Origin of the sequence: Microlunatus sp. GCM10028923, from assembly GCF_042666975.1 — a bacterium.
In the GTDB taxonomy this organism is placed as follows: Bacteria; Actinomycetota; Actinomycetes; order Propionibacteriales; family Propionibacteriaceae; genus Microlunatus.
Genome location: NZ_JBHTFF010000004.1, coordinates 205,485 through 230,774, shown reverse-complemented (window position 1 = coordinate 230,774; position 25,290 = coordinate 205,485). Strand labels below are relative to the sequence as shown.

At 66.3% G+C, this 25,290-nt stretch carries 22 protein-coding genes; 14 read left to right on the top strand and 8 right to left on the bottom strand.

Features of this window, described 5'->3' with window-relative positions; genetic code table 11:
- Positions 1–33: 33 nt before the first annotated feature.
- On the bottom strand, positions 34–2,640 hold the full coding sequence (gene valS, locus ACFQU4_RS11290) for a valine--tRNA ligase (RefSeq protein WP_377491202.1): 2,607 nt from the start codon (positions 2,638–2,640) through the stop codon (positions 34–36).
- A gap of 145 nt (positions 2,641–2,785) precedes the next feature.
- On the opposite strand from valS, the gene ACFQU4_RS11285 reads away from it, so the two are divergent.
- The 5 genes from ACFQU4_RS11285 (at position 2,786) to ACFQU4_RS11265 (ending at position 6,579) form a co-directional block, all read left to right on the top strand.
- Complete coding sequence (locus ACFQU4_RS11285; protein ID WP_377491199.1) at positions 2,786–3,394, top strand: TetR/AcrR family transcriptional regulator; 609 nt, start codon at positions 2,786–2,788, stop codon at positions 3,392–3,394.
- An 81-nt stretch (positions 3,395–3,475) separates the two neighbouring features.
- On the top strand, positions 3,476–4,333 hold the full coding sequence (locus tag ACFQU4_RS11280; protein ID WP_377491196.1) for an ABC transporter ATP-binding protein: 858 nt from the start codon (positions 3,476–3,478) through the stop codon (positions 4,331–4,333).
- Positions 4,330–5,040 carry a hypothetical protein gene (locus ACFQU4_RS11275; protein WP_377491193.1) on the top strand — a complete coding sequence of 237 codons (711 nt, stop codon included), beginning with the start codon at positions 4,330–4,332 and terminating at the stop codon, positions 5,038–5,040. The genes ACFQU4_RS11280 and ACFQU4_RS11275 overlap by 4 nt, the downstream gene beginning before the upstream one ends.
- Positions 5,037–5,774 carry a hypothetical protein gene (locus ACFQU4_RS11270; RefSeq protein WP_377491190.1) on the top strand — a complete coding sequence of 246 codons (738 nt, stop codon included), beginning with the start codon at positions 5,037–5,039 and terminating at the stop codon, positions 5,772–5,774. Before ACFQU4_RS11275 ends, ACFQU4_RS11270 begins: the two co-directional genes overlap by 4 nt.
- Before the next feature lie 202 nt (positions 5,775–5,976).
- Positions 5,977–6,579 (top strand): hypothetical protein, encoded by a 603-nt coding sequence (locus ACFQU4_RS11265; RefSeq protein ID WP_377491187.1) that lies wholly within the window; start codon positions 5,977–5,979, stop codon positions 6,577–6,579.
- Positions 6,580–6,613: 34 nt separating this feature from the next.
- Here ACFQU4_RS11265 and ACFQU4_RS11260 read toward each other — a convergent pair whose 3' ends face one another.
- Genes ACFQU4_RS11260 through ACFQU4_RS11240 form a run of 5 tightly spaced genes read right to left on the bottom strand, consistent with a single transcriptional unit; the run spans position 6,614 to position 11,952 of the window.
- Positions 6,614–7,375, bottom strand: a complete 762-nt coding sequence (locus ACFQU4_RS11260) for an SDR family NAD(P)-dependent oxidoreductase (RefSeq protein WP_377491184.1) — start codon at positions 7,373–7,375, stop codon at positions 6,614–6,616.
- Between the two features lie 18 nt (positions 7,376–7,393).
- Entirely contained in the window at positions 7,394–8,425 is a 1,032-nt protein-coding gene (locus tag ACFQU4_RS11255) for an ABC transporter permease (protein ID WP_377491181.1), read from the bottom strand.
- Positions 8,422–9,417, bottom strand: a complete 996-nt coding sequence (locus tag ACFQU4_RS11250) for an ABC transporter permease (protein ID WP_377491178.1) — start codon at positions 9,415–9,417, stop codon at positions 8,422–8,424. The genes ACFQU4_RS11255 and ACFQU4_RS11250 overlap by 4 nt, the downstream gene beginning before the upstream one ends.
- The gene (locus ACFQU4_RS11245; RefSeq protein WP_377491175.1) at positions 9,414–10,925 is read right to left on the bottom strand and encodes a sugar ABC transporter ATP-binding protein; all 1,512 of its coding nucleotides are present in this window, start codon (positions 10,923–10,925) and stop codon (positions 9,414–9,416) included. The genes ACFQU4_RS11250 and ACFQU4_RS11245 overlap by 4 nt, the downstream gene beginning before the upstream one ends.
- A 10-nt stretch (positions 10,926–10,935) precedes the next feature.
- Positions 10,936–11,952, bottom strand: coding sequence for an autoinducer 2 ABC transporter substrate-binding protein (locus ACFQU4_RS11240; protein WP_377491172.1), 1,017 nt, complete (start codon positions 11,950–11,952; stop codon positions 10,936–10,938).
- A gap of 138 nt (positions 11,953–12,090) precedes the next feature.
- On the opposite strand from ACFQU4_RS11240, the gene ACFQU4_RS11235 reads away from it, so the two are divergent.
- Complete coding sequence (locus tag ACFQU4_RS11235; protein ID WP_377491169.1) at positions 12,091–13,170, top strand: substrate-binding domain-containing protein; 1,080 nt, start codon at positions 12,091–12,093, stop codon at positions 13,168–13,170.
- Entirely contained in the window at positions 13,154–13,918 is a 765-nt protein-coding gene (locus ACFQU4_RS11230) for a helix-turn-helix domain-containing protein (RefSeq protein ID WP_377491166.1), read from the top strand. Before ACFQU4_RS11235 ends, ACFQU4_RS11230 begins: the two co-directional genes overlap by 17 nt.
- Here ACFQU4_RS11230 and ACFQU4_RS11225 read toward each other — a convergent pair.
- Positions 13,890–14,720: a class I SAM-dependent methyltransferase gene (locus ACFQU4_RS11225; RefSeq protein WP_377491163.1), complete on the bottom strand. Its 831-nt coding sequence runs from the start codon at positions 14,718–14,720 to the stop codon at positions 13,890–13,892. The two genes, ACFQU4_RS11230 and ACFQU4_RS11225, sit on opposite strands and share 29 nt — an antisense overlap.
- Before the next feature lie 39 nt (positions 14,721–14,759).
- Positions 14,760–15,212: an HIT family protein gene (locus ACFQU4_RS11220; RefSeq protein WP_377491160.1), complete on the bottom strand. Its 453-nt coding sequence runs from the start codon at positions 15,210–15,212 to the stop codon at positions 14,760–14,762.
- Between the two features lie 190 nt (positions 15,213–15,402).
- Here ACFQU4_RS11220 and ACFQU4_RS11215 point away from each other — a divergent pair, with 190 nt between their 5' ends.
- The 7 genes from ACFQU4_RS11215 (at position 15,403) to ACFQU4_RS11185 (ending at position 25,269) form a co-directional block, all read left to right on the top strand.
- Complete coding sequence (locus tag ACFQU4_RS11215) at positions 15,403–16,920, top strand: bifunctional folylpolyglutamate synthase/dihydrofolate synthase (protein WP_377491157.1); 1,518 nt, start codon at positions 15,403–15,405, stop codon at positions 16,918–16,920.
- On the top strand, positions 16,917–17,279 hold the full coding sequence (locus ACFQU4_RS11210; RefSeq protein WP_377491154.1) for a DUF4233 domain-containing protein: 363 nt from the start codon (positions 16,917–16,919) through the stop codon (positions 17,277–17,279). The genes ACFQU4_RS11215 and ACFQU4_RS11210 overlap by 4 nt, the downstream gene beginning before the upstream one ends.
- 34 nt (positions 17,280–17,313) lie before the next feature.
- On the top strand, positions 17,314–17,754 hold the full coding sequence (ndk, locus tag ACFQU4_RS11205; protein ID WP_377491151.1) for a nucleoside-diphosphate kinase: 441 nt from the start codon (positions 17,314–17,316) through the stop codon (positions 17,752–17,754).
- Positions 17,755–19,810: 2,056 nt separating this feature from the next.
- Positions 19,811–20,914 (top strand): hypothetical protein, encoded by a 1,104-nt coding sequence (locus ACFQU4_RS11200; RefSeq protein ID WP_377491148.1) that lies wholly within the window; start codon positions 19,811–19,813, stop codon positions 20,912–20,914.
- 742 nt (positions 20,915–21,656) lie between these two features.
- On the top strand, positions 21,657–22,115 hold the full coding sequence (locus ACFQU4_RS11195) for a hypothetical protein (RefSeq protein ID WP_377491145.1): 459 nt from the start codon (positions 21,657–21,659) through the stop codon (positions 22,113–22,115).
- Between the two features lie 11 nt (positions 22,116–22,126).
- Positions 22,127–24,664 carry a GH-E family nuclease gene (locus ACFQU4_RS11190; protein ID WP_377491142.1) on the top strand — a complete coding sequence of 846 codons (2,538 nt, stop codon included), beginning with the start codon at positions 22,127–22,129 and terminating at the stop codon, positions 24,662–24,664.
- A gap of 149 nt (positions 24,665–24,813) precedes the next feature.
- Positions 24,814–25,269, top strand: coding sequence for a suppressor of fused domain protein (locus ACFQU4_RS11185; protein WP_377491139.1), 456 nt, complete (start codon positions 24,814–24,816; stop codon positions 25,267–25,269).
- Positions 25,270–25,290: the final 21 nt, after the last annotated feature.

The following is a 25,290-nucleotide window of genomic DNA, read 5'->3' as shown; positions in this document are numbered from 1 at the left end:
GCGCCCTTCGACAGGCTCAGGACACGGTGTCGGTCAGGACGGGTCGGCCAGCGTGACGTCGACGCTCAACTCGCCGTCCCGCTCGGTCCACTCGACGGCACCCGTGATCCGGCCCACGGCGCGAAGATCGGCCTCGACCGAACGGACCCGGTTCAGGGTCTCGGCCGGCCCGGCGAACTCGGCCCGGGTGATCTCGATCTTCATCGACACCTTCGCCGTCGACTTGGCGCCACGGATCGCGATCAGCGCGGCGGCCACGTCGGCCAGCAGCTGCCGGTCACCGGCCGCGTCGTCGAACTCGTCGACGGACGGCCAGGCCGCGTGGTGCACCGAGCCCGGCTTCCACCAGGACCAGACCTCTTCGGTGACGTACGGCAGGATCGGCGCGAACAGGCGCAGGATCACGTCCAGCGCCCGGAGCAGCGCGGCCCGGGCCGAGTCGGCGCCGGTCTCGCCCGAGGAGCCGTAGGCCCGCTCCTTGACCAGTTCGAGGTAGTCGTCGCAGAACTGCCAGAAGAACCGCTCGGTCACCTCGAGCGCCGTCGTGTAGTCGTACGCCTCGAAGTGCTGGGTGGCCGCCGTGATCACGGTACGCAGCTCGGCCAGCATGGCCTGGTCGGCGGGCTCCGTGATCGCGGTGCCGGGCTGCGGCTCGGGGTAGCCGAGGATCAGCTTGCTCGCGTTCAGCACCTTCATCGCGAGCCGCCGGCCGACCTTCATCTGGGTCTCGTCGAAGGGGGAGTCGAGCCCCGGCCGGGCCAGCGCAGCGCGCCAGCGGACGGCGTCGGTGCCGAACTTGTCCAGCACCTCGGTCGGCACCGTCGCGTTGCCCTTGGACTTGCTCATCTTCTTGCGGTCCGGGTCGGTCACGAAGCCGCTGATCATGGACCGGGCCCAGGGCAGCGAGTCGTTCTCGAAGTGCGACCGGATCACCCGGTCGAACAGCCAGGTCCGGATGATGTCGTGCGCGTTCGTGTTCAGGTCCATCGGGAACGTCAGCTCGAACAGCTCCGGATCCCGTTCCCAGCCGCAGACGATCTGCGGCGTCAGGGACGAGGTGGCCCAGGTGTCCATCACGTCCGGGTCGCCGACGAAGCCGCCGGGCACGCCGCGTTGATCATCGGCATAGCCGGTCGGAGTGTCGGTGCTCGGGTCGACCGGAAGTGCGGATTCCTCGGCGAACAAGGGGTTCTGGTAGTCCGGCTCACCTTGATCATCGAGCCGGTACCAGACCGGGAACGGCACCCCGAAGAAGCGCTGGCGGGAGATCAGCCAGTCGCCGTTGAGGCCGCCGACCCAGTCCTCGTAGCGGTGCCGCATGTGCTCCGGCACCCAGCCCAGCTCGCGGCCGCGCTGCAGCATCCGGTCCCGCAGCTCGGCGTCCCGGCCACCGTTGCGGATGTACCACTGCCGGGTGGAGACGATCTCCAGCGGCTTGTCGCCCTTCTCGAAGAAGTTCGCCTTGCGCTGGGTCGGCTTCGGCTCGCCGTCCAGGTCACCCGACTCGCGGAGCAGGGCCACCATCGCCTCGCGGGCGCTGAAGGTGGTCTTGCCGGCCAGCTGCTCGTACGCCGAGCGGCCGGACTCCGGAATCCATTCGGGCACCTCGGCCAGAATCCGGCCGTCGCGGCCGATGATCACCCGCGCCGGCAGCTGCAGTTCCCGCCACCAGGTCACGTCGGTCTGATCACCGAAGGTGCAGCACATCACCAGGCCGGACCCGAGGTCCTTCTCCACCAGCGGGTGCGCGAGCACCGGCAGCTCCACCCCGAACACGGGACTGGTCACGGTCTGCCCGACCAGGCCGGCGAACCGCTCGTCCTCCGGATGGGTCAGCAGCGCCACGCAGGCGCCGATCAGTTCCGGCCGGGTGGTCTCGATGTACACCGGGCCCTGCGCCGCGTGGAAGGCGATCTTGTGGAACGCACCCGGGTAGTCGCGGGCCTCCACCTCGGCCTGCGCGATGGCGGACTGGAACGTCACGTCCCAGACCGTCGGAGCCTCGGCCAGATAGGCCTCGTCGCGGGCCGCGTTGCGCAGGAACGCCCGCTGGGCCACCGTGATCGACTCGTCGGAGATCGTCGTGTAGAGCGTCGACCAGTCCACGCTCAGGCCGACCTGGCGCCACAGGTCCTCGAATGCCTTCTCGTCGACCTCGGTCAGTTCGTGGCAGAGCGCGACGAAGTTACGCCGGCTGATCGGCACCTGGCGCTTCGGGTCCGGCTTCGCGGGCGGCGTGAAGTCGGGGTCGTACGGCACCGACGGGTCGCACCGGACGCCGTAGAAGTTCTGCACCCGGCGCTCGGTGGGCAGGCCGTTGTCGTCCCAGCCGATCGGGTAGTAGACGGACTTGCCGGTCATCCGCTGGTAGCGCGCGATCAGATCCGTGTGGGTGTAGGAGAACACGTGCCCCACGTGCAGCGAGCCGGACACGGTCGGCGGCGGGGTGTCGATGCTGAACACCTGGTCCCGGCGCTCCGGGCGGACGAACGCGTACGTCCCGTCGGCGTCCCACTTTGACGACCACTTGGCCTCGAGCCCTTCCAGCGCCGGCCTCTCCGGCACCGCCCGTACGACGACGACCTCGGACGCGGGAGCTGTCGGAGGGGTCGTACGGGGTGCTGTCGAGGTATCGGTCATAGCGCTCGATCTTACGGAAGAGGGCGCGTCGGCCGCACATCCATTGCCGGGCGCGGTTCACGGCGGTCTTGCCCGGGGTCCGGCGGCGGCGTAATCTGACCAATGAACAAAAAACCAATCTGTTTTCAGAGATTCAGGAGGGCCTGTGCCGTCGGCGTTCACCGAGCGGGAGCGGGAGCGGATCAGCGGGAAGCTGCTGGACGCGGGCTTCCGGCTGTTCACCACCCAGGGGCTGCGCAAGACGTCGCTGGACGACCTGGTGCGGCCGGCCGGCATCGCGAAGAGCACCTTCTATCGCTTCTTCGACTCCAAGGAGGAGTTGTACGTCGAACTGATGTTCCGTCAGGTGCCGCGACTGCGGGAGGGGATCCTCGAGGTCCTCGCCGACGAGTCGCTGGATGTGGCCGAACGGCTGCGCCGCTATCTGCACGCCGCACTGGACATCCAGCGGAACAACCCGCTCTACCGGCGGCTGTTGACCCATCCCGACGAACTCGAGCTGGTCGGGACGAAGGTGTCGCCGGACCGGCTCGAGGAGGCGAAACGGCTGATCATCGAGCCGTCCCTGGACTTTCTGCAGCGCGCCCGCAAGAACGGCGACCTGGTCGACGTCGAACCCGGCATCGTGTTCGGCGTCGTCCAGGCGGTGCTCACCGTGCCGCTCCAGGAGCAGATGTTCGACCCGGCCAGCTATGAGCCGGCCTTGGACCTGCTGATCGACATCGTCGCGACCGGGCTCACCCGGTCGAGATAGCACGCTCCTGTCCGTTCGCGGAGCGGGGCGGGGGTTCAAGGGGGTCGTCCCCCTTGCTCGATGAATTGAAAGGACGAAACCATGATCACAGTGGAGGGCTTGACCTTCCGCTATCCCGGCAGCGCCGAACCCGCCGTGCGGGGGATGGACTTCGAGGTGGGCCGAGGCGAGATCTTCGGCTTCCTCGGGCCGAGCGGCGCCGGCAAGTCGACGACCCAGAAGATCCTGATCGGCCTGCTGACCGGCCACGGCGGACGCATCTCCGTCTGGGACCGGGAACCGGCCGACTGGGGCCCGGACTACTACGAGCGGGTCGGCGTCTCGTTCGAGTTGCCGAACCACTACCTGAAGCTGACCGCGCGGGAGAACCTCGAGTTCTTCGCGTCGCTGTACGCCGGGCCGACCCGCGACCCGATCGAACTGCTCGACCTGGTCGGGCTGGCCGACGACGCGGACACCCGGGTGGGCAAGTTCTCCAAGGGCATGCAGATGCGGCTGGTGTTCGTCCGCGCGCTGCTGCACGACCCCGAACTGCTGTTCCTGGACGAGCCGACCTCGGGCCTCGACCCGACCAACGCGCGCAAGGTGAAGGACATCGTGCTGGCCGAGAAGGCCCGCGGCAAGACGGTGTTCCTGACCACCCACGACATGGCGACCGCCGATGAGCTCTGCGACCGGGTCGCGTTCGTCGTCGACGGCCGGATCGTCGCGCTGAACTCGCCGCGGGCGCTGAAGGTGGAGCGCAGTCAGCGCCGGGTCCGGGTCGAGTACCGGGACGGCGGCGGCGACCTGGCCCACCGGGACTTCGGCATGGACCGGCTGGCGGAGAACGACGATTTCCTGTCCCTGTTGAAGAACCAGGCCGTGGAGACCATCCACAGCAAGGAAGCCACCCTGGACGACGTGTTCGTCGAGGCGACCGGTCGGCGGCTGACGTGAACCGGTTGGGCGTCGTCCTGCGCGGTGAGTTCCGGCTGCAGTGGCGCTATCGCTTCCTGCAGGCGGGGATCTTCTCCGGCTTCATGTGGCTGTTGATCTTGCTGCCGTTGCCGCACGACCTGCGGTCGATGGCGGAGCCGTACGTGATCTTCGGGGACCTGTCGATCGTCGGCTGGTTCTTCATCGCCGGCGCCGTGTTCTTCGAGAAGGGGGATCGGACCCTGAACGCGCTGGTGGCCACCCCGCTGCGCTTCGGTGAGTACCTGGCCTCGAAGTTGATCACGCTGACCCTGCTGTCCACCGTGCTGGCGATCTTCGTCGCGACGGTCACCCACGGCACCGGCTACCGGCTGCCGCTGCTGCTGCTCGGCGCCGTGCCCGGCACGTTGGTGATGTTGCTGGCCAGTTTCATCTCCTCGATGCCGTTCTCCTCGGTGAGCAACTGGTTCCTGCCGTCGACGATCCCGTTGGCGGTGCTCACCTTCCCGGCGTTCCACCTGTCCGGGATCCTCGAGACACCGTGGATGTACGTGATCCCGACGCTGGGCCCGCTGCTGTTCCTCGGCGCCGCGTTCGGTCAGACCACGCTCGAGGCGTGGCAGATCGGCTACGGCGTGGTCTACCCGTTGATCTTCGCCGCGCTGCTCTGGCTGCCGGCCCGGCACCTGTTCAACCGCCACGTGGTGGCGAAGTCGGGGAGTGAATGATCATGAACACGTTGTTGGCCTTGGGCAAGAACGATCTTCGCGGGATCCGCCGCGAGTCGCTGTTCGCCTTCGTCCTGTTCGCCCCGTTGGGCTGGATCGCCATGGTCAGGTTCGGTACGCCCGCGGCGGCCGCGATGACCGAGGACCGGTACGGGCTCGACCTGGCGCCCTACTACCCGGTGATCCTGACCGGCTTCCTGTTGCTGACCAGCCCGGTCGTGATCGGGGGACTGGGCGCGTTCCTGGTCCTCGACGAGCGGGACGGCGGCACCATCGCCGCGCTGCGCGTCTCGCCGGCCCGGATGAGCACCTACCTCGGCTACCGGGCGATCACCGTGGTCGTGGTCACCGCGCTCTACGTGATCATCACGCTTCCCGCGAGCGGGCTCTTGCCGCTGGACCAGTGGCCGGCGCTGATCCCGGTCGGGCTGCTGGCCGGACTGTCCGGGGTGGTCATCTCGCTGGGCCTGCTGGCGTTCGCGCGGAACAAGGTCGAAGGGCTGGCCGGAATCCGGGCGATCGGGATCGTGGTGGCCGGGCTGCCGCTGATTCCGTACTTCCTGGGACCGGAATGGCAGTACCCGTTCTGGCTGCTGCCGCCCTACTGGCCGGCGAAGGCGTACTGGCTGATCAGCACCGGTGATGCCTGGTGGCCGTACCTCATCGGCGGGGTGATCTACCACGTGCCGCTGATCGTGCTGCTGTACCGGAGATTCGTGCGCAGTCTCGGCTGAGGCCAGGGTCGGATCCCTAATATCACGTGTCATTCGGGCGGTCATATCTTAATTCCAATTTCAGACGGCCCTCTAGACAGATTTGAGCTGGGTTCGTATGTTTATCGGTCGTAAGGCCATGTATCACCTCAGCTCGGGGGATTTGAAGGTCCGACTGCTGGTCCGGAGTCGTGAAACGGCTTCGGAGAACCTATCCCGAGGAGTGATCGTGTCTATCTTTAAGCCATTGGTCAAAGGTGTCGTCGCCGGCGCAGCGGTGTTGGCGACCACCTTCGCCGGCCTCACTACCGCAAGCGCTGATACGGGAGCGATCGAGCTCAAGGGCGTCAAGGGCGAACTGACGCGCACCCAGGTCTCGACGTACGTGACCGACAGCCTCGAGTATCAGCTGTATCGCGAACTCATCGAGCACGGGGCCACCAAAGCCCAGGCCGCCGTGCTGGCCGACAAGATCACCGATCGCATGAAGAGCCGGGTGAAGACCCAGCTGCCCAACAAGGGGACGGTGACCAAGGGGACCGTGCGCAAGCTCGAGGCCTCCATGGAACGCGATCTCGAGCGGACGATGGACGCCAAGGTCAATCTGAAGCTCGACCGTGGGACGCTCGCGCCGACGCTCGACCTGCCGGGTGGTCTCGACCTCGCCGGGCTGCTGGGCAAGGTGCTCGGCCTGGTCGGGAGCCTGTTGGACACCGTGATCGGCCTGCTGGGTGGTCTCGGTGGCGGTGGGCTGCCGGAACTGCCGGAGTTGCCGGAACTTCCGGAGCCGGAGCTGCCGGAGCCGGAACTGCCGGTCGGTGAATGAGCTTGCGTTGAAGCCCTCGGCGGCGGCTGCGCGGTCAGTAGACCGTGTAGCCGCCGTCGATCACGACCACCGAACCCGTCATGAACGCGGTGGCGTCCGAGGCGAGGAAGACCACGGTCGGCGCAATCTCCTCCGGCATCGCGTAGCGCTGCTGCGCTGAGTCGTCGATCCAGCGGGCTTTGAATTCCGGCCGGTCCACCGGCGCCATATCAGTTTTGACATATCCCGGCGCGACGGCGTTCACGCGAATTCCGTACGGCGCCCATTCTGCGGCCAACGATTTCGTCAGTTGGTGAACCGCGGCCTTCGAGGCATTGTAGGAGGCCTGCCACTGCGGGCGGTTCACGATGATCGACGAGATCGATCCGACATTGACGATGCTGCCGCCACCGGACTCCTTCATGATGCGGGCCGCGGCGATCGACGTGGTCCAGACCGACTTGAGGTTCAGGTCCAGCACCGTGTCGAACTCGTCCTCCGGGACCTCGAAAGTGGGCCGGTGGATCGCGATTCCCGCATTGTTGATCACGATGTCCAGCCCGCCCAGTGCGGCGGCCGATTCGGTGACGATCCGATCGGCGTCGGTGACCAGGTCGCCGGTGACCACCTGGACCCGATGGCCCTCGTCGCGGAGCGCCGCGGCGGCTTCCTCGTTGCGGTCCTGATCCCGGGCGGTGATCACCACCTCGGCGCCGGCCTCGGCCAGTCCTCGGGCGAAGGCGAGCCCGAGCCCGCGATTCCCTCCGGTGACCAGGGCCTTCCGCCCGGTCAGCCGGAACGTGTCCAGTACGTGCACGGTGCCTCCCTCTGCTCGCTAACCCAACACCTGGAATCTACGGTTCGTGTAGCCGTTCAGCAGCGCCGCCCCGATCAGCAGGACGCCGAGGGCGAGAAGTTGGGTCTGGGTGCCGACGTTCCCGGCGAAGGTGAGCAGGATGCCGGCATTCAGCCAGCTGATCAGCAATGCCGCCAGGATCACGCCGGAGACCCGGCCGATCCCGCCGGTGATCGCGACGCCGGCCAGCACGGCGATGGTGATCGCGGGCAGTGCCATCCCGTTGCCGGAGGTGCCGGCGTCCGGCCGCGCCGACGCGAACTGGCCGACCGTGACGACCGCGACCAGGCCGGACACCGCGCCGGCGCCGGCGTAGGCCCAGAACCTGGTGCCGGCGACGTCGATCCCGGACCAGGTCGCCGCCACGTCGTTGGTGCCGATGGCGTACAGCCGACGGCCGTACGGTGAGCGGTCGATCACGTACCAGACGATCAGGGCGGTCGGCAGCAGGAAGATCACCGTGCCGAGCGGGATCAGCGGCAGGTAGCGGCCGATCAGCGGCAGCTCGACCGACTGGGCGGTGCCGAACAGGCCCTGGATCGGTGCCGAGTTGATCGGCTGCTGCGCGTTGATCACGATCGCGATCGATTTGTACGCGTAGTAGGTGGCGAGAGTCGCGATCAGCGCCGGGAAGCGCAGGTAGGCCACCAGCAGGCCGTTCACCGCGCCGAGCAGTCCGCCGACCAGCACGGCCGCCACGATCGAGAAGGCCAGTCCGAAGCCCCAGACGCCGTACAGGAAGCCGAAGATCATCCCGACCAGGGACACCATCGAGCCGACCGAGAGGTCGATCCCGCCGCGGCCGGAGACGATCACCAGGAGCTCGGCCAGGCCGAGCATCGCGGTCGGCACGACGGTGATCAGCGCGCCGGCCAGGTAGTCGGAGTTGTAGCGGCCGCTGAGCCCGCCGGTCAGGTCGAGCACGGTGAACACCGCCAGCACGATGACGATCATGATCGCCAGCAGGATCGCCCGCTGGGTCAGTACGGCCCGCAGCACCCGGCCGGTCACGATTCGCCCCGCAGCCGGCGGCGGAGCAGGTCGGCACCGACCGCGATGATGATGAAGACGCCGACGAACAGCTCGCTCAGCTGGGACGGCCAGCCGAGCTGGGTGACGCCGGAGGTGACGCTCTGCACCAGGATCGCGCCGAGCACGGTGCCGAGCACCGTACCGCGGCCGCCGGTGATCGAGGTGCCGCCGATCACCACCGCCGCGATCACCTTGAGCTCCATCCCGGTGCCGACCGTCGGGGCCAGCGTCTGGGTGCCGTTGGCGATCGCGACACAGGCGGCCAGGCCGACCAGCAGTCCGGTGATCAGGTACGCCAGCGCGGTGCGGCGCTGCACCCTGACACCGGCCAGCCGGGCCGCCGCGGGATCGCCGCCGATCGCGTAGTAGTGCCGCCCGCCGGCGGTGTAGCGCAGATACCACCAGGCCAGCGCGGCCAGCACGATCATGATCAGGAACGAGGTCGGCAGGCCGAGCGGCCGGCCCTCCTCGCCGCGACCGAGCAGGGCCAGGGTGTCCGGCAGGTCGTTGACCACCTGGGAGTCGAAGACCCGCAGACCCAGGAAGAGGAACAGGTTCGCGGTACCGAAGGTGATGATGATCGGATGCACGCGGCCGAACGAGGTGAGCACTCCGTTCAGCAGGCCGAGGACGCCGCCCAGGGCGATCGCCAGGGCGAGGGCCAGGGGCAGCGGGGCAGCCAGCACCGTCATCGCCTTGGCGACCACGACGGCGCAGACCATGATCATTCCGGCGACCGAGACGTCGATCCCGCCGGCGATGATCACGAACGTCATCCCGATGCCGACCAGGGCGATCGGGGCCACGTTGGACAGCATCGGCTGCAGCGACTCCGGGCTGAGGAAGGCGGGCGTGAACAGCGCCAGCAGCAGCCAGACCACGGCGACGACGACCAGCAGGACCACCTCCTGGCCGGACACCGGCGACGGCAGCACGCGGCCGGACCGGGCGATCGTCGGCGGGGCGGTCATCGGGCCGGCTCCGACTCGTCGCCGCTGGCCGCCGCGAGCACGTCGACCTGGGAGGCTTCCGGCCCGAACTCGGTGGTGGTGCTGCCGTCCCGGACGACGACCACCCGGTCGGCGATCCGGAGTGCCTCCGGCAGGTCGGCGGTGACGACCATGATCGCCGCGCCCTGGTCGGCCAGCTCGGCGATCAGCCGGTGGATCTCCTCCTTGGCCCCGACGTCGACGCCCTGGGTCGGCTCGGCCAGTACCAGCAGCGCCGGCGGGTCGACGAGTTGCCGGGCCAGCACCGCCTTCTGCGCGTTGCCACCGGAGAGGGTGCCGACCGGTTGCCGCTCGCCGGTGCTGCGGATCGCCAACCGCTCGATCATGGCCCGGGCGATCTCACGTTCGCGGCGGCGGTCGAACCAGAGCCCGAGCCGGCTGAGCAGCGGGATCTGGCCGGCCGAGACGTTGAACGCGATCGACTGGAACGCGAACAGTCCCTGCCGCTTGCGGTCGGCCGGGAGCAGGCCGATGCCGAGGCGCTGGGCGTGCCGTGGGGATCGGGGCCGGACCGGACGGTCGCGCAGGACGACCGTCCCGCCGGTGATCTTGGTCATGCCCCAGAGCGCTCCCGCGATCTCGGCGGTGCCCGAGCCGACGAGGCCGTACAGGGCGACGATCTCACCCTCCTTGATCGACAGTTGCACGTCCTGGAAGCCCTCGCCGGCCAGTCCTTCCAGCCGGAGCACCGGCGCGCCCGGTTCGGTCGGGTGCTCGCGGGCCCGTTCCTCGATCGCGCCGCCGACCATCAGCTCGGCGATCCGGCGCACCTTGAGCTCGCCGATCGGCTGGGTGCCGAGGGTCCGTCCGTCCCGCATGATCGTCACCTCGTCGGCGATCCGGACCAGCTCGTCCAGCCGGTGCGAGATGTAGATCACCGAGACACCGCGCTCGGTCAGCCGGCGGACCACCCGGAACAGCACCTCGATCTCGGCCTCGGTGAGGATGGCGCTCGGCTCGTCCAAGATCAGCACCGAGGCCTGCTGGGCCAGCGCCTTGGCGATCGAGACCTGTTGCTGGACGGCGATCGGGAGCTGACCGACCGGGCGGGTGGCCAGCCGCTCGGGCAGTCCGATCAGCCGGAGCAACTCGTCCACCTGGTCCCGCTGCCGGCGCCAGTCGACCCGGCCGGCCCGGCGGAGCTCCCGGCCGGTGAAGATGTTCTCGGTCACGGTCAACTCGGCGAAGAGTTGCGGCTCCTGATAGACCGTGGCGACGCCGAGCGCCATCGCCTCGGCGGTTCCGGCGAGGGTGACCGGCCGGCCGTCGAACTCGATCACTCCGCGATCCGGTACCTCCGCGCCGGAGATGATCTTGATCAAGGTCGACTTGCCGGCGCCGTTCTCGCCGACCAGGGCGTGCACCGTACCCGGCCGGACGGCGAGGTCCGCGGACCGGATCGCCGCGACCCCGCCGAAGCTCTTGGCGATCCCGCCGACCCGGATCCGCGGCACCGCTTCGGTTGTCACCGGCCCGGCCTCAGTAGTCGAACTCGTCCACGTTGTCGAGCGTGATCTCCAACGCCGGCCCGAGCAGGAGCATCTTCTGCCCGCCGTCGTAGGCGACCGAGGGGAGAGCATCGCTCACCTGGTTGGTCTCGGCGAAGGGCGTGCCCTTGGCCAGCTGCAGCCCGGCCCAGGCGGTCAGGTAGCCGAACTCCTCGACGTTCCAGAGCACCGAGGCCGAACACGACTTGTCCTGCAGGTACGGCTTCATCGACTGCGGGGTGCCGACCCCGACGGTGAACACCTTGCCGATCTTGCCGGCGTCCCGGACCGCCTGGGCGACGCCGACGGCGGAGGTCGTGCACTGGCCGATCAGCCCCTTGAGCTTCGGATTGGCGTTCATGTAGTCGGTCGCCATCTGCGCGTTGGCGGCCTGGTCCTCGCCGGAGAAGCCGACCTCGGTGAGCGTCATCTTCGGGTACTTCTCCTTCACGTACGCCTTCTCGGCCGCGATCCAGGAGTTGAGGTTCTCCGCGGTCTCGCCGCAGGAGACGATGGCGAACTCGCCGGACTCGCCCATCGCCTCGGCGAGCGAGTCGATCACCTGGGTGGCGATCCCGTCGGCGGTCGCCTGGTTGACGAACACCTCGCGGACCGAGCTGGGGGCGTCGGTGTCCGAGGTGGCGACCTTGATCCCGGCCTCCTGGGCCTGCTTCAGCAAGGGAGCCATGGAGTCCGGGTCGTTCGGCGCGACCATGATCACGTCGACCTGTTGCTGGATGAACGAACGGACCACGTCGGCCTGCTGGGCCGCGTCGGCCGTGGTCGGGCCCTGGTAGAGCCACTCGACATCGAGATCGGCGGCGGCCCGCTTGCCGCCGGCGTCCATCGCCTCGAAGTACGGCGAACCCTGCAGCTTCGGGACGAACGCGACCTTGACCTTCTCACCGCCGGACTCGGGCGCCGGCGCGTCGTACCGCTGGGTGCAGCCGGTGACCGCGACGGCGAGTGCGAACGCCGCCAGCATCGCGACCGGACGAGACATCCTCATTGAGCCTCCTCGAATCCCGCACGGGAGGGACCCCATATTTCGAACTGGGGTCCGAAATTCTGGCCGATTTGAGCGTAGGCTCGGTTCTCGCGGGGTGTCAATGGCTCGGTTCCGTGGAGATCGCCGGAGGTGCGCACGATGCAGGGACGGGTGCCGGCCGTCGGGCGGGCCGCGACACTGCTGCGGCTGATCGCCGAGACCGGCCGGCCGATGCGGATCCCCGAACTCGCCGGCGGCACCGGAGTGCCGCGAACCACCGTGGCCGGGGACTGCGCCGCACTGGCTGCGGAGCGGCTGCTGGTCCGCGGTGCCGACGGCAGCTTCTGGCTCGGTCCGCGACTGGCCGAGCTCGCGGCGTCGGCACGGTCCGGGCGACCGCTCGGCGCCGTGGTCGGCGTGCTGGTGCCGAACCTGCACAATCCCTTCTTCGACGTCGAGATCGCGGCGCTGACCGAGATCGCCACCGAGCAGGGGGCCGAGCTGGAGGTCGGCGACGCGGCCGAGGACCCGGCCCGGCAACGCCGCCAACTGGGCCGGCTGATCGACGCCGGCGCGGACGTGATCATGATCAACCCGGTCGCCGGGACCGGCTTCGAGGCCATGATCAACAAGGCCCGGGAACGGGACGTGCCGGTGATCGCCATCGACGCCCGGACGGCCGGCGTCGACGCGTCGGTGACCAGCGACAACACCCAGGCCGGCGCCGCTGCCGGGCACTACCTGGCCCGCGCCCTCGGCGGCGCCGGCCGGGTCGGGATCGTCGACGGACAGCCGATCACGGCGATGGCCGATCGGGTGGCCGGCTTCCGGACCGCCCTGGCCGACTACCCGGCGATCATGATCACCGGCCGGCTCAGCGGCTGGCACGACCGCGACTCCGGCCGCGCCTGCACCGAGCGGCTGCTCGCCGACGGCGCCCTGGATGGGCTGTTCGTGATCAACGACCTGACCGCGTACGGCGCCGCCGACGTGATCACCGAGCGGCGGCTGCCGACCAAGATCGTCACGGTCGACGGCTCGGCCGAGGCGGTCCGGCAGGTGCGGGGCGGCGGGCCGATCATCGCCACCGCCGCGCAGGACCCGGCCCGGATCGCCCGGGAGGGTGCTCGGCTGGCTGCGGCCCTGCGGACCGGCCACCGGCTGCCGCAGAGCACCGTACTGCTGCCGACCCGATTGATCACCGCCGAGAGCTGGCTCGACTATGAAGCCTGGGGCTGAGCGGGAGGCCGGCCGGGCGCCCGCGATCCGCCGGTCCGCCCGGGTGCTCGACCTGCTGGCGCACGACGGTCCGGCACCCGGCGCCCGGATCGGCGCCGGGCTCGGCCTGGCCAAGAGCTCGACGTCGGACCTGCTGGGTTCGCTGGAGGCCGGCCGCTGGGTACGCCGGGCCGAGGCACGGTTCGTGCTCGGCGGCCTGTTGACCGAGCTCGGCGATGGCCTGGTCGGGAACGCGATCGACCTGATCAGGTTCGGGCCGGCCTGGGCAGCCGACCCGGTGCTGCACCAGCAGACGGTGGCGGTGCAGGTCGTCCAGGGCACCGAGGTGCTCTGCGTGGACGTCCGGGTCGGCCGGCAGTTGATCATGGTGACGCCGCGGCCGGGCGACCGGACCCGCGGCTGGTCCGGCGATCAGGGAACGCCGGCCCTGGCGGCGCTGCCCGAGCCCGAGTTGCGGGAGACCCTGGACCGGTTCGGTGACTTCCTCGGCCTTCCGGTGCAGGAACGGCAGGCGGTGCTCGACTGGTCGGCGTCGCGCCGCGTGACCGTACCGTGGCGGTTCGGGACGGCGGCGGCCGGCAATGACGAGCTCTGCGTCGCCTGCCCCGGCGGCCGGGCCGCCGTGCTCGCCGTACCCCTTCCGGACGGGACGTCCAAGGCGGCCCGGACCCGGATCGGGACCGCCTTGGCCGAACTCGCCGAACGCTGCCGGCCGCGGGCTAGGGACGCTTCGTCGCGGCGATGGTGAAGGTCAGCGGCAGCCGCTCCGGACGGTCGGTCAGCCGCCACTCGCCGTTGCCGAGCGGCGTCATCCGTCCCGCCACCGCCTCATGGGGTGCCGTGTCGTGCTCCTCGAACAGCGTTAACTCGAGGCCGTGCCGGAGCAGCGCGGTGATCAACTCGCCGAGCCCGTGGTTCCACTGGTAACTGGTGGTGTGGGTGATCTTGTGATCGGTCTGGACGTAGGTGCCGTCGCCGTCCCAGATCAACGGCTCGGTCTCGAAGTACGGGTACTCGAGTGTGAGCAGGCCGTCCGGCCGGGATTCGTTGGTGGCATGGAGCATCGGGTGCCCGTCACGCAGGAACAGCCGGCCGCCCGGCCGGAGCAGCTCGGCGACGACCCCGGCCCAGCGGTCGATGTCGGGCAGCCAGCACAGCGCGCCGATACTCGTGTAGACGAGATCGAAGCTGCCGGAACGATCAAGAGCCGCGGGCGCGGAGTAGACGTCCGCGACGACGAAGTCGGCCGGCGTCGAGGTGCGGTCCGCCAGTTCGCGGGCGCGGTCGATCGAGACCGGTGAGAGGTCGACGCCGGTGATCTTCGCGCCGAGCCGGGCCAGTGAGATCGTGTCCGTACCGATGTGGCACTGCAGGTGAACGGCACGCAGGCCACGCACGTCGCCCAGCCGCTCGGCATCGAACCGCACCACGTCACTGAGGAAGTCGGGATCGTCGAACTCGGCGACCCGGTAGTCGGGGGACGCGACGTGGGCGACCGCCCGGTCGTCCCAGTTGGCGCGGTTCGCGGTCAGGTACGCAGGCTCGGACATCCCGTCATGATCACGTGGCGCCGGGGGAGGGGCAATCGGTTATCGCTGCGGCAGTGCGGCGCGCAGCTCGCGAGCCAGCTCGTCCATCCGGTCGGTCGGCACCCACTGCTCCCGCGGCTGCTTCAGGTAGCCGAAGATGTTCGGCCCGAGCAGGTCCGGGGCCAGGTCGGCGGCGCGCGGCACCAGATGGATGTGCAGGTGGCTGAAGCCCTCCTTCTCGGCGAAGAGCATCTGGTACGTCTTCACGCAGCCGACCACCGTGCGCAGGGCACGGGACAGGTCCAGCAGCATCGGCCCCACTTCGGCCGCGGCGGCGTCGGTGAGGTCGGCGTAGCTCGTGACGTGGCGGGTCGGCAGCAGCACCAGCCAGCCGGGCAGGGCCGAGTCGAAGGCGTGCGCCACCCGCCAGTGCTCGGTCCGGACCACCTGTTCCCGGTCCGGCAGTGTGTCGGCGCCGGTGTGCGTGCAGGCCAGGCAGTCGGTGGTGTTCATCGCCCAGAACACTAGTGGGGCGTCTCGGCACCGGCTCACCAACGGGACGCACCTGGGAACGCGCCTCGCTGCGTTCTCCTCGGTCGACCTATGACCCGATAGGCCTCCTTCGTCGGCCTGGCGATGCCCGCACCCAGGCACGTCCCGTCGGCAAGCCAGTACCGAGACACCCCACTAGACTGTGCTGGCTATGTCACATGCCGAACTCGTCGCCACCCTCACCGCTCGCTGGCCGGAACACCGGGTCGCGCCGAGTCTCGGTCGGGTGCAGGCGTTGATGGACCTGCTCGGTGAGCCGCAGCGGACGTACCCGGTGATCCATGTCGCCGGTACGAACGGCAAGGGCTCGACCGCCGCCATGATCGAATCGCTGCTGCGGGCGGCGGGCTTGCGTACCGGAAGATTCTCGAGCCCGCACCTGACCAGCGTCACGGAACGGATCATGATCGACGGCCGGCCGATCGACGAGGAGCGCTTCGACGCGACCTGGGCCGACATCGAGCCGTACGTGGCGATGGTGGACGAGCGCAAGATCGACGGCGTCGCGATGACCTTCTTCGAGATCATCACCGCGATGGCCTTCGCCGCCTTCGCCGACGCACCGGTCGACGTCGCGGTGATCGAGGTCGGCCTGGGCGGCACCTGGGACGCCACCAACGTCGCCGACGGTGCGGTCGCCGTGATCACGCCGATCGATCTTGATCACACCCATCTGCTCGGCTCGACGGTGGACAAGATCGCGAAGGAGAAGGCGGGCATCATCAAGCCGGGTGCCCACGCGATCCTCGCCGGACAGCCGGTGGACGCCGCGGCGACGCTGCTGGCGCGCTGCGCCGAGGTCGGTGCGCTGGTGCAGCGGGACGGGATCGATTTCGGCCTGCTCTCGCGCAGCGTCGCCGTCGGCGGCCAGCTGATCCGCCTCAACGCGTCCGGCGGACCGGTCGACGACGTCTTCCTTCCCCTGCACGGTGGACATCAGGCGGAGAACGCCGCGCTGGCCGTTGCGGCGGTCGAGGCGTTCCTCGGCATGCGCGCGCTGGAACCGGACGTGATCAGGGCCGGGCTGGCGGAGGTCCGGATGCCGGGGCGCCTGGAGGTGATCCGCCGGTCGCCGACCGTCGTCCTGGACGCCGCCCACAACCCGCACGGTGCCCGCGCCGCGGCCACCGGAATGGCCGAGGCGTTCGGCTTCAGCCCGTTGATCGGCGTGATCGCCGTGATGCGGGACAAGGACGCCCGCGGCCTGATCAGCGAACTCGCCGAGACCGTCGACCGGATCGTCGCGACCCAGGTGGCCTCGACCGATCGCGGGATGCCCGCCGAAGCGCTGGGCGAACTGGCGGCGGAGATCCTCGGAACCGACCGGGTTCAGGTCGAGCCACGCCTGGACGACGCCATCGAGACCGCGATCGGCCTGGCCGACGCCGACGAGTACGGCAACGCCGGCGTCCTGATCACCGGTTCCGTGATCGCCGTCGGCGAGGCCCGGACCCTGTTGGCCGGCAACGAGCCGTGGCCCGTGAACGGCGGGGACGCGGTCGTCGAGGCCGAGGAAGATCCGGAGGAGGAAGAGGACACGGATCCGGAGGACTGGAGCCGCGACGATCTCGACGGATACGACTACGCGCCGCCGCAGATCCGCCGCGCGCCGGCCGAGGACCCGCTGCGCCCCCTGGTCAGCGATGAACCCGAGGGCGACGGCAGATGAGGCTTGCCGCCGACAACCCGATGCGGATGCCGCTGATGATCACCCTGATGTTCGAGGTGATCGTGTTCGGCCTCTCCATCCCCGTGATGATCTTGATCTCGGGCCTGCCCGGCTGGGTGGCCGGCGGCCTCGGCGGACTCGCCGCACTCCTGGCCCTGGCGAGCGCGGGCCTGATGCGCTCCACCGCCGGGTACCCGCTCGGCTGGCTGACCCAGGTGGCCGGCATCGCCCTCGGATTCGCGAACCCGACCATGTTCGTCGTCGGCGCGATCTTCGCCGGCGTCTGGCTGCTGTTCTTCGTCCTCGGACGTCGCCTGGAGCGCCGCGCGCCCCGCGCCGGGGGAGCCCCGACCGCCTGAGTCCGACCCGGATGGCGATGGATAAGGTGCAGCCATGACTGACACCCCGACGCCGCCGGCGCCCGCGGCCCAGCGCTCCTTCGTCCTGATCAAGCCCGACGCCGTCCGGCGTGGACTGGTCGGGGCCGTGCTGAGCAGGCTGGAGAGCAAGGGCCTGTCGATCGTCGCCATGGAACTGCGCCAGGTGGACGGGGAACTGTCCGATCAGCACTACGCCGAGCACGTGGAGAAGGCCTTCTACCCGCCCCTGCGAACCTTCGTCACCTCGGGCCCCTCGGTGGCCCTGGTGGTCGAGGGCGACGAAGCCATCGAGGTCGTACGCCTGCTGAACGGGGCCACCGACGGCCGCAAGGCTGCCCCGGGCACCATCCGAGGCGACTACTCCCTGTCCAACCGGGAGAACCTCGTCCACGGCTCCGACTCCCCAGAGTCCGCCGACCGCGAGATCGCCCTCTGGTTCCCCGGCCTCAGCTGACGCAACTTTCAGGCTGAGTTATCAACAGGCGGCCGAGCTCGGGTGAGTTATCCACAAGTTCGGGCTGGCGTCTAGAGTTAGGCGCCCACTGGATGTCATAGTGACGTCCATGGCAGGCCCGACGCAGTGGCTGCCGGTAGCTGCGGACCAGAGACCCAGCCCCGGCACCCGCAAACGCCCCCGCCGCTGGCGTCCCTTCGCGGTGGTCCTCTTGGCCTGCACTCTCCTGCCCGCCTACAGCTGCCGCGGAAGCACCGAACCGCCGCCTGCGACCTCCCGCCCGACTGTGCCCAGTTCTGGCACGAGGATGGGCCCGACACCCACTCCGACCCCGACATCAGCCCGAGACAAGGCCATCGCAGATTCCAAACAGGCCTACATAGAATTCTGGCAGGCGCAGGACAGGGTCTCGCAATCAGGGGGTGCAGCGCGCATTCCCGCCTACATGGAAAAGTTCCTGGATCCGAAGGGTCCGGCGCGCTCGTCGTATCTCGATGAGATAAGGTCGTTGCGATCCGGCGGCTTCAAAAGTACGGGATCCGCGACACTCCGAAACTTTCGAATTCTGTCCATGTCTGACATTGAAGATAAATCGCCAGAGGTGCGATGGCACCTTTGTGTTGACCAGACAAACGTCAAAGTCACAAAGAAGGGTGCGCCGCACAGCCATCCGCAATTTCTCGATGAGCAGTCGCACCTTCGGCTTGACAAGACTTCGGGACGCTGGCTCGTGTACCTCGTGTCGTCGCGTGTGATCCCGAGCAGTACGGGGTGCGCATAATGGGTGGGAAGATACTCAAGTCCACGGTGCTGGTCATAATCACTCTATGTTCTTTAGTCCTTGGGATGAGTGCCATTGATGCGACTGCAGAGGAAAGATCATGCCCGGACGGAACCTTCAAACGAGTACATTCCAAAACCGGCGAGGTAACCTGCGTCATCGGGGATCGTAAGGCTGACAAGGACGACGACGAAAGTCCCTGGATGAAACCAGGATTACCGGACGACAAGGATGTCAGGGCGCCGGACGAGCTACCTGAGGATCGATCAGAATGGACGTGGACTGAGGTCATGTACTATTCGGATCCTCAGCCACAGTGCTGGGGGATTGATGATCCGGCTTCCTATATCGAGTGCCAGAGAACCCAATGGGCCACAGCAGAACTCAGTGATGAAGAATCGGTCGAAGACATTGCCCTCGAGGTCGTGTCTAGAATTAGATTCACTGCAATGGACCCACTGATGGGGCCGGATCGATCGCAGCATGAATATCCGTTCGATACTGCCGTCGGCTTTCCGGTCTGGCTGTGGACAGAAGGGGGAACGGAGGCGAACTCCGTAACCGAACAGAGTGGGGGCCTAACAGTCTCCGTATCGGTTCGATTGACGGACGTACTATGGGACATGGGCGATGGGACGAGAATCCGGTGCAGTCGCGGCACGGCATGGACTGTAGGAACTCCGGCCGGGAAGCCATCGCCAACCTGTGGTCACATCTATACCTCGCCCGGCGTGTACGATGTCGTCGCCACTTCAAGCTGGGAACTATCTTGGCGCGCTGGCGGACAATCCGGCGTCACAACTCACAGTATTGCGGTTCCACGAACTTTTGAAGTGGGTGAGGTTCACGTACTCGTTAGATGATGTGAGGCTCCATGACCTTGGATCCTGTACCAGAACAGAGGGATCCGTCGGACCGGGCCGAAACGAGGCCTCAATGAGCAGCGGTTGGTTGGTCGAGATAGAAGCTATGATTGAAGGGGTCTAAGTGCACAGGGTCAAGCTTGCAGTGGTTATCGGAATGGCCGTGCTGGCCAGCTCAGTGTTGGGTGCGTGTGGGACCACAGTCCGCGTCGATGGAGCCAAAGTCGACAGCAATGTGCCATATCTCTCTGTTCTAGAACAAGCATGGCGAGATGGATCGGCCGCAGACAAGTATGCGCAGGTCGCAAAGGAGTCGCATTGTTGGCTTCTGAGGGATCCGTCAACTGAGACACTACAACCCCGTGCATTGTGTGGACCGATAAGGCATCTTAGCGATGAAGGTGCTCCGGGAGTGTTTGATGAATTACTCTTCGAGCCAAGACTGCAGGGCGACGGCCAGGTCTCCGTCGATGCTTCGACAATCAGCGTCGGTCAGACGGGTATTGAGCCTCCGGCCGGAATCGAATTGTATCGGCCTGACGGTAAGGAACCGATTCAGGCTGACCAGGTTCCGATGCCCTTTGCACCCCAGGCTGATCGAGGTGTGGTTGCGCTTGCCGATGACGAAGTGTTGGCTGGAGGGGGCACCCCGGAGAAGAATAACGTCATCTATACTCCCTCTGAAGACGTAAAAGTGGTGAAGTTCGGAGGCGTCCCCAGATTGCAAGGAGGAGGTGAAGCCCCATATTATGTGCCGGCAGAGAATGAGGAGTTCCTGGCACTCACGGTGGAAATAGATCGGCAAAGTGGGGGAGACGAAGAGATCGAATCCTCGCGATCCTACTCTGTCCGTATCGACGGGAAGATCAACAGCATTACCGACGATCTTCTCGGTGCCTCGCGGGCAACAATCGTTGCTTCAGTCGCCGCGGGAAAGGATGCTGAACTAATTGCTGGCGTGGCTGGGGTCGAACAGACCCTTTCGTTCCGCACTGGTGAGCGTACATCGAAGACTGCGGGCGGCTGGTATCGGGACGTAACTGAATTCGACATAAATAAGGGTTTCGATGACAGCGTGAAGATTGGTCAGTTCGAGTGTCGTCACCGCGTCACTTTCGTGGGTGCTAAGATTTCTGCGTACGACAGGCTTGAGGGATGGGCGCCAGAAGGCCAGATGTGGGTTTACCTCAATTGGGTTGACAGCATTACCGACACTGAACCAAGGGTGACGCAGGGTGGGCTCATCCAGTACCAGAGTGCTAAGATAGCTGCCGGGGCAGTAGGAATAGTAGTTGATGGTCGAACTGCGGGAAAGGTTGTGAACGGTGAGCCGGCCTCTGACGGTAGTTACGTACGGGACGGGCGAGTGCTCCTACAGATTCCTGATACTGCGAAGAATGTTGAGATAACCTACAGTCCAAAGGGCACTTTCCGGGCTCGGTCATATTCTGATCCGAACCCCGGAAGCGGATCATTCTCCCTTACTTCAATGAAATTTGACCTGACTCTCTCTTGACGATGCCCCGACACCGCCGGGGCAAGCATGCGTTAGGTCTGCAGAGGTCCGTACTAGAATGCCGACCCACCAGCAGCGCGATGTTCCTGGACGCCGACCTGAGGTTAGGGCAGGTAGGCCGCTCCGCTGGCGCTAGCATGGACAAGGTGCCAGTGCGGGACCTATCGTGACTGGGGAGGTGGGCGATGAGCGGACCAGACGTTAGGCGACTGCGGGCCGGTGAGGAGCGTGAGGCTCTGGTCGGTCGGGTGCGTGCCAGATTTGGCATGACTAGGCGCGACCGGGATCAGGTGACGGAGTGGCTCGAGGAGAGTGGCGCAGTTCCGTTGGCGATCGCGGGTGCCGTGCTAGCCGTCTTTCTGATTGTGAAGATCGTGATTAGCATTGTCGGTGGCAGTTAGCGGAAGATGAATCATGGACGAAAAGGTCAATCTATCCGGAGCCTGGACCGATTTCTGGGACGCGGTCACAGACAAGGGCGGCGCTGGGCTAACTACCGGTGCGGCCTGGATTGGTTTGCTGATAATTATTGGGGCCTTGATCGTCTTCCTCTGGCGTCGGACTAGAGGCTACTCGGATGAGAATTCGCCGCGTGGCTGGGTAGTTTGGGCGATCGTTTTCGGGGCAGTGCTAGCAGCACCTGGATTCTTGATGCCTGCGATTCTGGGTCTGGTGGACCTGGTTGCAAACACCGCAGTTGGGCTGTGGGATAGAGCGCAAGACTCCTAGGTTGCGGTGATTTATGAATGAACAGCCCTTGTATGCGCTTACGGATATGACCGGCCGTGAGGCATCCAACACTCGACACCAAACCGTTGGTCCTGTAGATCTGCCCTACCGTGGCTTTATCGTCGGAATCGTTGCAGCGATGATTGGACTGATTCCGACACTGTTCCTGTGGATCATATTTGGCCCCATTGCGGGTCTATTGCTCGTCGTAATTGTTACTGCTTCAATCTGGCTCTTCCATGGGGCAACGCGTCGTGGACTCCAGATTCGTAACTATCAAATGCTTGTGAATCGTCGAAACTCCATCATGAATCAGTTCATGCTTGGGCCTGCCGTAGTTGAGGTCCCACACGATGACTGGGCCATCCTCAAGCGCGGAAGCGCCGCGAATCCGTTGAAGCAAGTTCCACCGGACGAGCAGCCGTTAAGGCCCGTCAGTACTGTTGCTCGTGTGACGTCACTCTTCGACTGAAAGATGTCGACATGAACACGGCGGGGATAAAGTTTGTGGGACGCCTCGCGGGCGCTGTGTTGCTGTCGTTGCTTGCAATTCTGTTAGGTGCATCACCGGCATCGGCAAATCCTGACGATGACCTTGACAAGGTGCGTGGAGTCTGTGCGACCAGTGACGGGACGACTGACTATCAGTACCTTCCGGTTGAGCGATGGTCAGGCGCCACGCAGCAGTTGCATGTGCGTACGGGAGGAGGCACGCCGTTTGACCTTGGTCCGTTCCAGCGTCAAATGCAGGGGAGTACCTTCGCGGCCGGAGATTTTCTGTACTCAGTGACGACGAAGTTTGTGATGTGGTCGACCGATTTCTGTCCGTTGGAGTCCGTTGGTGCGACGATCGACAACGCGGCAGCGCAGTTCGGACGCTCCCTGCTTGGCTCGCCGCTCCTAGCCGGTGTTGTTGCACTAGCTGTTATCGGCCTATTGGTCCAGGGTATGCGGCGTGAAGCGGGATGGATGGCACGGCTCCTGGTCAAGATGGTGATTATCGGGGCACTTGTGATGATGGTCGTTGGTGCTTCCAACAGTCGTGTTGACAGTTCTGGAAACTTCGAACCCGGAGAGGGTTCGCCTGGTTGGTTCGCCACCATGATCGATCAGGCGATAACGGAGATCGCTGCTGCTCCTGCAGCAGCGCTGAACACACCGCGGATCGAGGACGGTATTGGTGTTGACACAGACCAACTGAGCTGTGGCGCTTACGTCAACGCCCTTCGGAAGGGATATGACGCCTCCGCCCAGCGAGGTGGGGCCTTGATCGATGCCAAGTCGATCCCGGCTCAGACGGTTTCCAACCTGTGGCAGGTCTCGGGCTATCGGGCCTGGTCAGTCGGCCAGTTCGGTCGGGACAATTTGAATGGGCAGAATCGGGTTGCGTGCCGGATGCTCGATCACAACGCCGGCATCCCGGCTGGCGTCGTGACCTACGTGGTCGAAGGTCAAGGGGTGACAGAGAACGAGTCTGTTGCCACTCGGGCGGATGTGATGTCGCGGGTGCCGGAGAAGCGGCTCCCAATCACGCAAGCCCGGGTGAATCCCAGCGCGCCGGCTTGGAAGCCGTTGAATCGGCAGGAGCAGGACCAGGCCTGGATCGCCTGGGCGGCGTGTGTACCGCAAGACGGGCTACTCGAGAATCTGGACAAGCCGGACGGCTGGCGCGCTCCGCGGGGGCAGGAGTGGTTGATCAAGGCGAAGGCGGAGCGAGTCGGCGCCGCTGAGGGCAGGAGCCAGGCGTTCGACCGAGCCTGCTTCGACTTCTTCAATACCCCCGGCGAAGAAGTCAACGATATCTTCGACTGGGGCGACGGCGACGGAGAGCTGAAAAAGGTGGCGGGGGACATGCCAGCCTCGATCTACGACTTCATCTCCGCCCTTCACGGGACCAACCAAGTCGCGAGCAGTTCTGCGGTGATCGGCTATATGCTCTCCGCGATCGGCGTCGCTGCCGTCTTCGGAACGCTCGGCGCCGCGATCATGATCGTGAAGTCTGTCGCGGCGTTCATGCTGCTGTCGGTGATCTTCGTTGCGCTACTGTGCCTGCTGCCCCGGGGCGATAACCATCGGCTGATCAGGTTCGTCAAGATCTACGTCGGGCTGTCACTGACAGCAGCGTTTGCGATCTTTATCATGAGCCTCGTGACGCTGTTCACGAACGTTATCCTGAACATCATCAAGAACTTCGCCGGTCCCAACTCCGACATGACATTAATTCTTGGTGGGTTGGCCCCGGTCATGGCCGCGATCGCCCTACACTTCGCGTTCCAAAAGGCGGGCATGCCTTCACCGATGTCCGTGAGAGGCGCGATGGCCTGGGGCGGATCTCTGTCGGGGGGCGCTGGCCTCGGCGCTATTCGAACCGGCGGCCAGCAGATCCTAGATGGCGCGAGGGGGCTAGTGAACCGGGGGCGTGGCAAGGGGCAGGAGGGTGAGAGCAGCGCCAGCCGGCCTTTGCGCAGCCTCGGGAAGCGAAACTCCGAACTCGAGTCCACGCAAGCCATCCCGCCGCGTCGGCAGACCAGTGCCAACGGCGCCGATATGAACTCCCCCGAAACCATTCTGAATGATCCGAATTCAACGCCGGCCCAGCGCGCCGAAGCTCAGCGTCGCCGACGTGCGGCCGCAGCAAGTGCTGGGCGAAAAGCGCAAGAAAGTTCCGAGAACGGAGGCTCAGGAGACTCGAGCGGTTCGATTGACCCGTACCCGTACAAGCGGCCGTCGCGACATCGCGCCAGCGTTCGCGCGGAGGTTTGGCCGGCTAGTGTCGAACCCGGGACCGGACGTGTTAGGGATCCCGAGACTGGAAGCTTCATGTCCGTGAACAAGTCTTGGGATATGGGTCACAAGCCCGGGTACGAATTCCGAAAGCATGAATTGAGTGCCGTGCACAGAGGAATCAGTCGAGCACAGTTCTTGGATGAGCACAACGATGCAACCCGGTATCGGCCCGACCTTCCCCAGTCGAATCGAAGCCGCAGGTCGGAGGACGCATCCGGTGCATTCCTTGGATAGGCAGATGCCGAAGTTGGACGCCCAGAACCCTGGAGGCCGGCGTGGATGTAAGTGATCATGCGAAGGCGCTGGCCAGGCGTCTGGCCAGCCTGGCGCCGGTCAAGCCGTCGGTGACCAGGATCCATTGGGAGGGATCGGCCGCGGACATCATGACGCTTCCGGAAACCCCCGGTGAAGGACATACGACCCTGGCCAGCGTGTGCCTGTCCGAGTACGAGGCAACGATCGACGGCCAGGCTCAGGACTTCGGTCTGGAGATTTCTCTCACGTATTCCGGTGCGTTCGGGGGCGCGATGGAGGTGATCTCGGATGCTGTCCTTCTCTGCCTGGGGCGCGACGAAATTTACCCGGGTGCCGTCCTGCCGGACATCGTTGCGCACGGACCGTTGCGCCATCTGTTCTTCATCGTTCCGGAACTGTGGGATGGCGGCCTCGTCTCGTTGGAGGTCGGGGATCGGGAGGTGCGATACCTCCAGGCGATCGGGATCACCGATGAGGAAATGGCGGTGGTCGGCACCGAGGGCGCCGATGCACTGGTGACGCTGCTCAACGGGTCCGAGGCGGACCTCTTCGACTGGTCCCGGCGCTCGGTCGCGACCCTCTAGCGCCATGCCGACATCGCCAGA